This window comes from Micrococcus lacusdianchii (assembly GCF_023155805.1).
Lineage (GTDB): Bacteria > Actinomycetota > Actinomycetes > Actinomycetales > Micrococcaceae > Micrococcus > Micrococcus lacusdianchii.
On record NZ_JAKNUW010000033.1, the window covers coordinates 1 to 10609 of the forward strand.

Sequence of the window (10609 nt, forward strand, 5' to 3'; positions counted from 1 at the left end):
AGTTCACGATGGCCACGGGCACGAAGGTGTTCTTCGCTGACCCCCACTCGCCGTGGCAGCGGCCGACGAACGAGAACACGAACGGGGTGCTGCGGCAGTACTTCCCCAAGGGCACGGACCTGTCGAGATGGTCGGCCGAGGACCTCGCAGCAGTCGCGTACACGCTGAACAGCAGGCCCAGGAAGGTCCTGGACTGGAAGACTCCCGCGGAGGTCTTCGCCGAGCAGCTACGCTCGCTCTCAACGCACGGTGTTGCAACGACCGGTTGAACCCGCCGTCTACTGCTCGAAGGACTACGCCAAGCTCTGTCGCAAGCTCGGCGTCACCCAGTCCATGGGCGCCGTCGGGTCCAGCGCGGACAACGCGTTGGCCGAGTCGTTCAACGCCACCATGAAGCGCGAGGTTCTCCAAGACGCCGCCTGCTGGAGCAACGAACTGGTCTGCCGCCGGCAGGTCTTCAGGTGGCTCGTCCGCTACAACACCAAGCGACGCCATTCGTGGTGCCGCTACGTCCCGCCGGTCCTCTACGAGACCGGCAACACCGCTACGCTGCCGACGGCTGCGTAATCACACCCCGTGTCCAAGATCCGGGGGTAGGGCCCTTGCGCGGTGCCGTCTACTACACCGACGGTCAGCTCGAGGACGACGCCCGCCTCGTGATCGCGCTGGCCCGCACCGCCGCGGCGCACGGCGCGGACGTCCTCACCCGGTGCGCCGCGACCGACCTGCGTGAGGACCGACTCACCCTCACGGACGAGACGACGGGCGAGAGCGTCGAGGCTCGGGGCACGGTCGTCTCGGCGACCGGCGTGTGGGCCGGTGAACACGACCCGTCGTTGCGGATCTCGCCGAGCCGCGGATCCCACCTGGTCGTGCGGGCCGAGGCGCTCGGGTGTCCCAGCGCCGTGTTCACCGCGCCGGTGCCGGGTCACTTCGGCCGGTTCGTGTTCGCTCTGCCACAGAGCGACGGCCTCGTGCTCGTCGGCCTCACCGACGACGCCGCTCCCGGGGTCGACGGCATCGCTCCGCCGGTGCCGGAATCCGACGAGGACTTCCTCCTCGCCACGATCAACCGCGCGCTGGAGCGCCCCCTGACCAGGCAGGACGTGGTGGGCCGGTTCGCCGGGCTGCGGCCGTTGGTGCTGCCGACTCCGTCGGGCGGGTCGACGGGAGGGACGAAGAGGCGGATCGGGAGGCACGGGTTCGGGGAGAGGCGCGAGCACGGCGCGTCGGGGGATCTGTCGGAGGGCGCGGAGCGCGCACTCGTCGAGGCGGGCGCGACCGCCGACGTGTCCCGACGGCACCTGCTCATCGACGAACCTGGCCGGCCCCTGACGATCGCCGGGGGCAAGCTCACGACCTATCGCACGATGGCCGAGGACGCCGTGGACGCCGCCTGCCGTCGTCTCGGGACGGACCGGGAGTGCCGGACGAGGACGCTCCCGCTCGTGGGCGCGGCGCCGCGGGAGGTGCTGGCCCGTCTCGAGGAACCGACCCGTCTCGTGCGCCGTTACGGCACCGAGGCCGGTCGTGTGGCGGAGTTGGGCCGTCGGTACCCCCGGTTCGCGGGCCCCGTCGCCGAGGGCGTCGCCTACACCGGTGCGGAGATGCTCTTCGGCGTGCTGGCGGAGGGCGCCCTCACGGTGGAGGACCTCGTCGAACGCCGCACCCGCACCTCCTTCGTCGAGTCCGCCGTCCCCGCCGCGCGCGAGGTCGCCGCCCAGGTCCTGGAACTCGCGACCACCTGACCCCCGCCCCCCGGATGACGTCATCGGGAAAGGGGGAGAGGAGGAAGGGGCAGGGGGGCCATCGACACGGCTGAGCGCGTCGAGCGCGTGCTCGCCCTCGTGAGGTCCGAGGGCGCGGACGGCCCCAGAGCCACGGCGTTCCGACTCGAGAGGCCCCCTCCCGGGTTGGGAGAGGGCCTCTCGTTCATCGCCGATGCGGACGACCGGGCGAGCGCCGGTCTCGATCCGCCGGCCTGGTCAGCTCTCCCAGCCCGCGTCGGCGATCCAGCGCAGGGCGGAGAGGGAGGGCATGAACATGTACTCCCCGCCGCGGAGGCGGTTGAACGTCGTCACGCCGTCGACCCGCTTGCGCACGGGGCGGTCGGGGATGGTGAACCGGCCGGGCTCCTCATGCAGGCCGACGACCGGGTCACGCTCGGTGCCGAGGTCGATGAAGTTGCCGCGGTTGATCCACTCCTGCTGGAGGAACTCCACCGTGTCGAAGGCGCGGGCGCTGATGAAGATGAAGAACAGACCGCGGTCGTCGTCCTTGTCGTCGGCGGCCGTGAGGTCGGGGTCCCACTCCGGGCCGAACGTCGAGGAGCGGCGGATGATCCGGTGGATGTTCTCGTCGGTGAGGATCGTCATCTCGCTGCCGCGGGGGTTCATCCGTCGGGCGTGCGCGGCGTGGGGGCACATGAGGCCCGCCCGGTCCTCGGAGTAGTCGAAGTCGTCGTTGCGCTGGTCGTCCATGCCCAGCTCGACGTCGTCCTTCTCGGGGGCCAGGACGAGCGGCGCGCCCGAGCGCCACCGGCCGACGAGCTTCGCGCCGAGGGCGTCGCGGGACTCCTGCGTGTCCTCCTCCGCGTGCTCGCGGAGGAAGTCGTTCCAGGCGCCGACACGGCTGTCGTACTTGCGGAGCACGACGAACGAGCCGTTACGACCCAGCACGTCCGGCGAGGGCATGGCGACGGGCGAACCCGTCTCGCTGTCCTCCCCGAGGATGAACTCGCCCGCCGCGATGGCCCGCTCCTGCCCCGGGAGGGCGTCGACGCCGGCGCCCGCGACGAGCGGCTGGCTGAGCGAGTCGTGGTAGCCGAACGGGTTGGCCGCATCCGGCGCCCCGAACGCGTGCGTGCCGAGCAGGGTGACCCCGTCGATCTCCTCCAGGTACCCCAGAGCCTTCTCCACGGCGTCCGCCAGGGACTCCTCCGAGTCGGCGTAGATCGTCACCGCGACGTGCAGGGAGTCGTCCTTGTAGAACTCCTCCCACGTCTCCGGGGCGTTCTCGCCCGTGTCCATGAGCTGGCCCGCGCGGGCCGCCATGCCCTGCCGGAACGGCAGCGGGAAACTCGCGAGGGACTCCTCCGGCAGGCCCATCGCCTTGAGGCCGGCGTGGCTGATCGCCACCCCCGTCCACGCGTGCATGTCCGCGGTCCAGTCCTGCGCCGAGGGGACGTACTCGACGAGCCGCCCCAGCAGGGCACGACCCCCCTCGGGGGTGTCGACCCGCAACCCCGCGTGGATCCCGACGTAGGGCTCGGGCCGCGACCGCAGGATGAGGGACTGGATGTCGTCGAGCTGCAGCGTGACGCTCTCCCGACGGAACCGCTTGCGCAGCTCCCTGAGGTGCTTGAACGGCATCAGTAGTCCACCCCCTGCGGCGTCGCCACCGCGTCCGACAGCGCCGACAGGGCCTCCCGGGTCGTCGCGTCCATCGCGGTGTTCGCCGCCATCGCGTCGAAGAACGTGTCCAGGGCCTGCTCCATGCGCTGGTACCGGCGCACGTCCACGACCGTCACCTGCGGGTTCGCGACGAACCACGCGGCGGCGTCGATCTGGTGGTCGGCGATGAAGTCCTTGACCTTCGGGGAGTCGATCCCCGGCCAGCCCTCGACGTTGGCGAACAACAGGTCCATGAGCTCGGGGATCTTCGTCGCGAAGTCGTCGATGTAGGTGTCCCAGTCGCCGTCGTAGGCCGTGGCGAACAGCACACGCGTGTCGTCGTCGAGGAACACGAACCGCATGTTGTGCAGCGTCGAGACGCGCTTGGCGCCGTCGAAGTCGCCGCCGGTGAGGCCGAAGATGCGGCGCAGCCGGTCGGCGCCGCCGGGCCTGAGGTCGGCGATGGCGGTCAGCTCGGACACGTTGCCGGAGCGGGCACCGGCCCGGCCGGCCGACTCGTACGTGCCCTCGTGGAGCGGGTTCTTGTCGGTGAGCAGGGATTTGATCGCGATCTGGGAGATCGTCGGCGCGTCGGCCGCGACCTCCTTGACCACGCGGCGGAACTCCTCCATGCGGCTCTCCTCCGAGAGGCGCGGGTCGATGCGGGTCTGTTTGGACGTCAGCTTCTCGTTCATGGGGTCCTCCAAGGGGGTGAGGGGTCAGGCGGTGAGGTCGGCGAGGGAGTCCGGCTCCCGGCGGGCCACGGCGTTGAGGTCGTGCCGCTGCCGCGAGGACGACTCGTAGGCGAGCTTGCGGACGCGCATGATCGAGCCGAGCGGCCGGTGCGCCTCGACGCCGTTCCACGGGTTGAACGCGAGCCGGTCGTCACCGGCGACGCGACGTTCGGGGGTGAACACGTCCTGCCGGTCGAACCGGACGGTCGCGACGGTGCGGAACGGGGAACGGTCCTCGCGCCACAGCACCGCGGCGTCCTCGACCGGCATCTCCTCGAGGTCGGTGCACAGCTGCACCCGCAGCTCGTACGTCGCGCCCTTGGTCATGAAGTGGCGGACGACCGCGGTACGCATCGCGTCGAAGTCGTCGCCGACGTCGACGCCGGTGAGCTCGGCGACCTCCCCGGTCGGCGCGAGGGACATCTTGGCGACGTGGTCGCCGTAACGGATCGCGGCCTGGGTGTAGAAGGTCTCACCGAGTATGTGGGAGTAGTCGTTCGCGAGGCCCTGGACGGTCGCGCCGGGGGTGCGACCGAGTTTCTCGGTGATCGAGGCGATGCCCCGGGCGGCGGCGGAGACCGCCTTCTGCGCGGCGGCCGGGTTGCTCGCGTTCTTCTCGAGGATGTCGAGCATGTCCTCGTACTTGGTCACGGTGCCGAACGCGAGCGTCGGGAAGTTCACCATGAGGAAGTCCTGGTTGGCGCCACCGAGGTCGGGGGACAGGCGCTCGCCCTCCACGCCGATGATCTTGAGCGCGAAACCCCGCGGGGCAGGGATCTCGTCGGAGTGGATGTCGCCGGGTGCCGACGAGAGGCGGGCGACGACCTCGTGGGTGCCGGGGGTGGCGAAGATGCCCTGCGCGAGCTCGTGCGGCAGGTCGTCGTGGACGGTGAGTTGCCCGGTGATGATCGCGTGGCTCTTGGCGTGCGCGTCGCGGTGGGCGTGGCGGTGACGGTCGGCGTTCTCCGCCTGGGTGGCGGCCATTCGTTCGACGATTCGCTGGGAGATCTCGGCCTCGTTCTCGACGGGGACCTCGACGTCATCGTGGTAGCGGATGGGGTTCATCGGTATGCCTCCTCGACATCGTGACAACAATATCGTACTGGACTCAATTTGGCTCTTCGACTTTGAGCGTGGTGCTGGGTGTTCACGCCGCGATCGGTCGGGGCGCATAGCCAATGATGCGGCATCTGTAGTTTCGGTGGTTGCGGTACCCGCGCCCGACCCTCTTGATCGTCTTGGCGGTCAGGTTCGCCGCCTCGGTGCGAGCGTTCGTGACCCTGGTTCGGCAGAAGGTGAGCAGCTCACGACGCCAGGCGCGCAGCGTGCGGAACAGCGCGGCCGGCTCGGGCAGGCGGGTGGCTCGCACGGCACGCTCGAGGCCGGCCCAGTGCCGCTGGAACGAAGACGTGTCGGTGGCGGTGAGGACCTGGCGGACGTGTTCCTTGATGCCCCACGCCACAGCCAGCTCGACGTCCTCGGCCAGGATCTCCTGCAGCTTGGTGCGCTGGCGGACGGTGAGCCGGTCGCCGGCGCAGGTGAGCAGCTTGCGGTACTTCCACGGGGTGTCGGTAGCGCGGCCGCGGCGCTCGTGCAGCTCCCACACCCGGCGCCTCCTCACCTTGGTGATCATCTCGTTGGCCAGGCGCACGACGTGCCAGTGGTCCACGCTGACCTTCGCCCGCGGTAGTGCCTTGCGGATCGCGGCGCGGAACTCACTGGACATGTCCAGGGCGACGACCTGCACGCGTCGGCGCCACCACCGCGGCCGCGCTGCGAGCCAGGAGGTGACGACCTTGCCGCGGCGCCCGTCGACGACGTCCAGGATCGCGCCGTCGTCGAGGTCGGTGAACACGATGGACCACGGCTCGACCCGCTTCACCGCGTGGGTGTCCGGGTCGCGCAGGTAGCGCACGGTGCGGAACCGGTGCTCATCGATCCCCAGGTGCCGCACGTGCCGGCGGTCCACGCCGGTGTCCAGGTCCAGGGTGGTGGTGAGCATCCGCATCACCGTGGGCCAGGACAGGTGCGCCTCGTGCGCGACCCGGGACACCGCCCGCGGCTCGGCCCGGCAGGCGGATATCACCTGCTCGGTCAGCCGGGTCGTGACCCTCGCCCGCGCGGGCAGCTGCTCGGTCTCCTCGGTGAACGACCGCCGCGGGCACAACGACTCACGGCAGGCGTAGCGGCGCTTGCGCACGAGCACGTCGAGCCGCTCACCCCCGCACGGCACGTCCTTCACGCGCTGGGTAGGTCTTGCCTGGATCCGCGAGGACAGCACCCCGCAGGAGGGGCAGGCGCCCTCGCTCGTGGTCGTCTCGATCAGCACCTGCCGCGGTTGCTCAACGTCGACGCCAGGGGTGGCCGAGACGACTCGGTAACCGGACAGGTTGAACAGGATCGACGCCGCATCGACGTTGAACGTAGGCTTGTGCACGCTCGCGGTCCTCGCTCATGAGATGTCTAGACAACACCCATGCTGGCGTAGGGCCGCGAGCCCTACGTCAGGGCCCCACCACGCTCAAAGTCGAAGAGCCACAATGCGCGGACTGCACAAAAATGCCCTACAGTCGAGACGTCGGCGGTTCACCATTACCCCTACCCGTGAAGCTTATTAGCAGGGGTCCGCCCCTCCCCTTGGGTCACTCAAGGCAACGTCGTTGCTCCGCGAGCGAGGGAGGTGTACAGGGTCTGTCGGCTGACCCCGAACGTGCGCGCCACCTCGGCCTTCGGGATCCCCATCTGAATCATCACGCGCGCCTGCTCCACATCCGTGTCCGAGAGCTTCGGTGCCTGCACGTACTTGCCGCGGGCCTTGGCCAGGGCGATGCCTTCGGCCTGGCGCTCCTTGATCCTTCGACGCTCGAACTCAGCGAACGCCGCCAGGATGCCCAGCATGAGCCCGTCCACCGGGGAGGTGCCGGACTTGTCCACGGTGATCCGCTCGGACACGAACTGCACCGCACACCCCTTGTCCGTGAGCTCATCCACGATCGCGTACAGGTCCCGGGTGTCCCTCCCGAGCCGGTCCATCGAGGCGACCTTCACCAGGTCCCCCTCCCGCACGTACCGCATCAGCTCCGCCAACCCGGCGCGCTTGGCGCGGGAGCTGCCGGAGATCTTGTCCTGAAAGATGCGGTCACACTCCCCCACCGCCTCAAGTTGGCGGTCCAGGTTCTGCTCGGCCGAGCTCACCCGCACGTACCCCACCGTCTGTCCAACCACGTTTTAGACCCTCCGTCAGATATGTCTAACGGGTCCAAAATAGACCCACTCTGACGTGATCCTCTCGTGGCGGCGGGGGGTGTGTAAAGGGGTATACCCGACTGGACGGTTTCTCAGGCACACCCTAGGTGCGGGATCTGTCAGTCGTTTTCTTGGGCAGCCGTCGCGGCGGCGATCTTCTTGGCAGCTTCCTCCAACGAAAGAGCGTCCCCCGTGGTTAGGCCAGACCGGGCACCGAGCAGAGGGCTCACCTCGCGAAGGGCGTCGAAGTCCGTCCCGTGCGCCAGCGGGATCACTCGGTCCGTGGCCAGCAATGCCGCCAGCTCCTTGCTCGCGATGCCCGTAGCCCTGTCCAGAGTGGTCAGCATTGACGGGGTCACCAACACAATCCCGACTCGAGAACTCCGAAGACCCTTATCGATTTCCGTGAGCAGCGACTTACCGAGGCCCACGTCGTACTCGCTAAACCACACCGTCGCGCCATAGGTCCGGAGCAGATCGTGCAGCTCTAGGGCAGCTTCCTGCCGATCGTCCCAGGCGTGGCAGAGGAAGATGTCACGGCGATCCGGGTAGCTCCGTGCGATCTGCTCTGCCTGGCGCGCCACAGGCGCAAACGTCCGCTCCTCGCTTGGCATGTACACGACCGAGGCACCACTGCGTGTGCGCCGTGAAGTCGTCGCCCCCCTGCCGGAAGAGCCTCCCCCGCTGTTCGATGTGCCCCCATCACTGGGCCGCGCTGCCGGGGGTGAGTAGTAGGAGGGCGTGCTGTAGTACGACCGGCCTCCACGGCATGCGGGGCAGTTCGCCGCTCCACTCGCGGTGCGGTGACCTTCAACGGGGGCTGTGCACTGTGCCATGGCTCAAGAGTAAGACGCGGCAGGGACAAGATAAGGGGTCCCACCAGTGCGGCTTTGGCGCAGAGGTCCGGGGGTATCGGAAGATCCCAGCCTAGGTGTTGTGGGTCATGAGGTTCTTGGCACGAGGGCCCGACTGAGATGAGACGAGCGGGCCCCGCCCGGCAGGATGGAAGTTCCTCAACAACCCATCCGCTGGAAAGAGCCCGCTCATCACCCACGCTAACGCACCCCTGACCCCCACCGGCCGACTCAGGATGGTCCACCGCCACCTGCACGACGGCATCCCGCAGGCACACGTGGCCGCCGAGTTCCGGGTGAGCCGGCCCACGGTGGCCACCTGGGTCGCCCGCTACCGCGCCGAGGGCGAGGCAGGACTGCAAGACCGCTCCTGCCGGCCGCGCCGTTCACCTGCCCAGCTCGACCCCGAGGTGGTGGCTCAGATCCAGACCCTGCGTCGCAGGGAGAAGTGGTCAGCCCGCCGCATCCATCACCACCTGGTCTCTGAAGGCCACCGGGTGTGCCTCCGAACGGTGGGCAGGTGGCTGCACCGGCTGGGCATCTCCCGGTTGCCAGACCTCGCGCCCACGGGTGAGGACCTGCGCCAGCAGCCGGCCCAGAGGATCACCGCCCGCGGCCCGGGGCACATGGTGCACCTGGATGTGAAGAAGATCGGGAAGATCCCAGACGGGGGCGGCTGGCGCACCCACGGACGTGACAGTGAAGCAGGCCGTGCTTCCAAGCGTGGTGCAGGCCGGCGGGTCGGGTACACCTACCTGCACTCGGCGATCGACGGGTTCACCCGCCTGGCCTACACCGAGGCGTTGGAGGACGAGAAGGCGGTGACCACGGTCGGGTTCTTCTGCCGGGCGCGGGCGTTCTTCGCCGCCCACGGGATCCGGATCGACAGGGTGATCACGGACAACGGGAACAACTACCGGGCCGCGGACTTCACCGGGAAGGTGGTCTCGCTCGGGGGCCGGCACCACCGGATCCGCCCCTACACCCCGCGTCACAACGGGAAGGTCGAACGCTACAACCGGCTGATGGTCGACGAGGTCCTCTACGCCCGCCCGTACTCCTCAGAGCAAGCTCGGCGTGAGGCGTTGGCGGTGTGGGTGAACCACTACAACTACCATCGGCCTCATACCTCCTGCGGGAACATCCCGCCGGCCTCACTGGCACCGGCCCGAGTCAACAACGTCATGCCCTCTTACAGCTAGACTCCTTCCACATGACGTATCCAGACCGGATATGCGTTAGGTGAAGGGTGGGTCAAATGGTCGATTATGGATCGGACTACGATTTCGCAGAAGTTCAGTCGGAGGCCCTGGATAAGGTCGAGTCAGCGCTATGGGAGTTCGGAGCGGACAAGGCGGCTGGACTGGATCGGACGGACAGGGCGACTCAGAAGGCAGCGTCGGATGTCATCCATCGCATTGCGCTGGGGATGGGAGAGGACGAGATTCTCGCCGTACTTCATTCGTCCAACGCTGCTGCACTCCGTCAGTCCGACGATGCTTCAGACCTTGATGAGCTAGGTGAAGCGACGGTCAGGGGAAGCCTGATCGTGATCGGCGGGCAGCGAGTCGTGACCGTGGGCTTCGCCGAGAGCGAGGCGTCCAACGTGCAGGCTGCTGAGCGCGACCTCGCGTTCGCAGGCCCTAGCGTCAAGCGGCGCGGTGACGTCCGGGCTGTGGACGTCACCAGCCTTGAGCGCAAGGACGTCCGTGGCATCAAGTACAGCTCGCCAGAGTTCTCTGTGATGTTCGACGACAATACGGCTTTCTACTTCAATCGCGAGACGATGGATCGCCCTCAGGCGCGGATGAAGGCTTTGGCTACCTTCCTGGGGGAGCTGGACGGCGACGAGAGCGCCTGACCCTTGCATGGCGAAACGGCCCCGGCACTCCCATCGCGGGAGGGTCGGGGCCGCTTCGTGTTTCCGGGTGCGGTGTTCTACTGCGAGGGTTGGGCTAGGGCATGTCTGACAATCGTTTTGACCATGCGAGCACAGCATTCAGCACCACAGCGGACCGGTAGACGATCGCGTACTTGTCATACCGGGTCGCCAGGCCCCGCCACTGCTTCAGGTGAGCGTACTGGCGCTCGATGACATTGCGGCCCTTGTAGGCGGCCGCGTCGAGGCTGACGGGGCGCCCGCCGCGGGCACCGCGCCGTCTGCGGTGGCCCTGCTGGTCGGCCGGTTCAGGGATGACCGCTTTGATCCCACGGGCACGTAGGTGGGTGCGGATCGCCCGGGAGGAGTACGCCTTATCGCCCAGCACCGCCGCAGGGCGGGTCCGGGGCCGCCCTACTGGCCGGGTCACGCGCAGCTGCTCCAGAAGAGGAAGCAGCATCGGGGAGTCCCCTGCCTGGCCGGGGGTGATCAGGCTGACCAGCG

At 68.4% G+C, this 10609-nt stretch carries 11 protein-coding genes and 1 pseudogene; 5 read left to right on the forward strand and 7 right to left on the reverse strand.

The window, feature by feature from the left end:
* The 3 genes and pseudogenes from MA879_RS11875 to MA879_RS11885 all read left to right on the forward strand — a co-directional run.
* Window positions 1-269: IS30 family transposase (locus MA879_RS11875; protein ID WP_248126744.1), on the forward strand; the 269-nt coding region annotated here is incomplete at its 5' end.
* A gap of 4 nt (window positions 270-273) precedes the next feature.
* Window positions 274-567 (forward strand): annotated as a pseudogene (locus MA879_RS11880) (integrase core domain-containing protein); the annotation flags it as partial.
* A 35-nt stretch (window positions 568-602) separates the two neighbouring features.
* Window positions 603-1748: a glycerol-3-phosphate dehydrogenase/oxidase gene (locus MA879_RS11885; protein ID WP_019310328.1), complete on the forward strand. Its 1146-nt coding sequence runs from the start codon at window positions 603-605 to the stop codon at window positions 1746-1748.
* Window positions 1749-1985: 237 nt separating this feature from the next.
* On the opposite strand, the gene MA879_RS11890 is transcribed toward MA879_RS11885, so the two are convergent.
* The 6 genes from MA879_RS11890 to MA879_RS11915 form a co-directional block, all read right to left on the reverse strand.
* Window positions 1986-3371 carry a Dyp-type peroxidase gene (locus MA879_RS11890; RefSeq protein WP_248126748.1) on the reverse strand — a complete coding sequence of 462 codons (1386 nt, stop codon included), beginning with the start codon at window positions 3369-3371 and terminating at the stop codon, window positions 1986-1988.
* Window positions 3371-4087 carry a hypothetical protein gene (locus MA879_RS11895; RefSeq protein WP_248126752.1) on the reverse strand — a complete coding sequence of 239 codons (717 nt, stop codon included), beginning with the start codon at window positions 4085-4087 and terminating at the stop codon, window positions 3371-3373. The genes MA879_RS11890 and MA879_RS11895 overlap by 1 nt, the downstream gene beginning before the upstream one ends.
* Window positions 4088-4111: 24 nt before the next feature.
* Entirely contained in the window at window positions 4112-5191 is a 1080-nt protein-coding gene (locus tag MA879_RS11900; RefSeq protein ID WP_064845788.1) for a catalase family protein, read from the reverse strand.
* Window positions 5192-5273: 82 nt separating this feature from the next.
* Window positions 5274-6563: an ISL3 family transposase gene (locus tag MA879_RS11905; RefSeq protein WP_248126755.1), complete on the reverse strand. Its 1290-nt coding sequence runs from the start codon at window positions 6561-6563 to the stop codon at window positions 5274-5276.
* A 209-nt stretch (window positions 6564-6772) separates the two neighbouring features.
* The gene (locus MA879_RS11910) at window positions 6773-7351 is read right to left on the reverse strand and encodes a recombinase family protein (protein ID WP_064845789.1); all 579 of its coding nucleotides are present in this window, start codon (window positions 7349-7351) and stop codon (window positions 6773-6775) included.
* 140 nt (window positions 7352-7491) lie between these two features.
* Window positions 7492-7986 (reverse strand): toll/interleukin-1 receptor domain-containing protein, encoded by a 495-nt coding sequence (locus MA879_RS11915; RefSeq protein ID WP_229667503.1) that lies wholly within the window; start codon window positions 7984-7986, stop codon window positions 7492-7494.
* Between the two features lie 431 nt (window positions 7987-8417).
* On the opposite strand from MA879_RS11915, the gene MA879_RS11920 reads away from it, so the two are divergent.
* Both MA879_RS11920 and MA879_RS11925 read left to right on the forward strand, forming a co-directional pair.
* On the forward strand, window positions 8418-9428 hold the full coding sequence (locus MA879_RS11920; RefSeq protein WP_248126762.1) for an IS481 family transposase: 1011 nt from the start codon (window positions 8418-8420) through the stop codon (window positions 9426-9428).
* A 56-nt stretch (window positions 9429-9484) separates the two neighbouring features.
* Window positions 9485-10087: a hypothetical protein gene (locus MA879_RS11925; protein ID WP_230260849.1), complete on the forward strand. Its 603-nt coding sequence runs from the start codon at window positions 9485-9487 to the stop codon at window positions 10085-10087.
* A gap of 94 nt (window positions 10088-10181) precedes the next feature.
* On the opposite strand, the gene MA879_RS11930 is transcribed toward MA879_RS11925, so the two are convergent.
* Window positions 10182-10609 (reverse strand): transposase (locus tag MA879_RS11930; protein ID WP_248126759.1); only part of this gene is annotated, 428 nt, incomplete at its 5' end.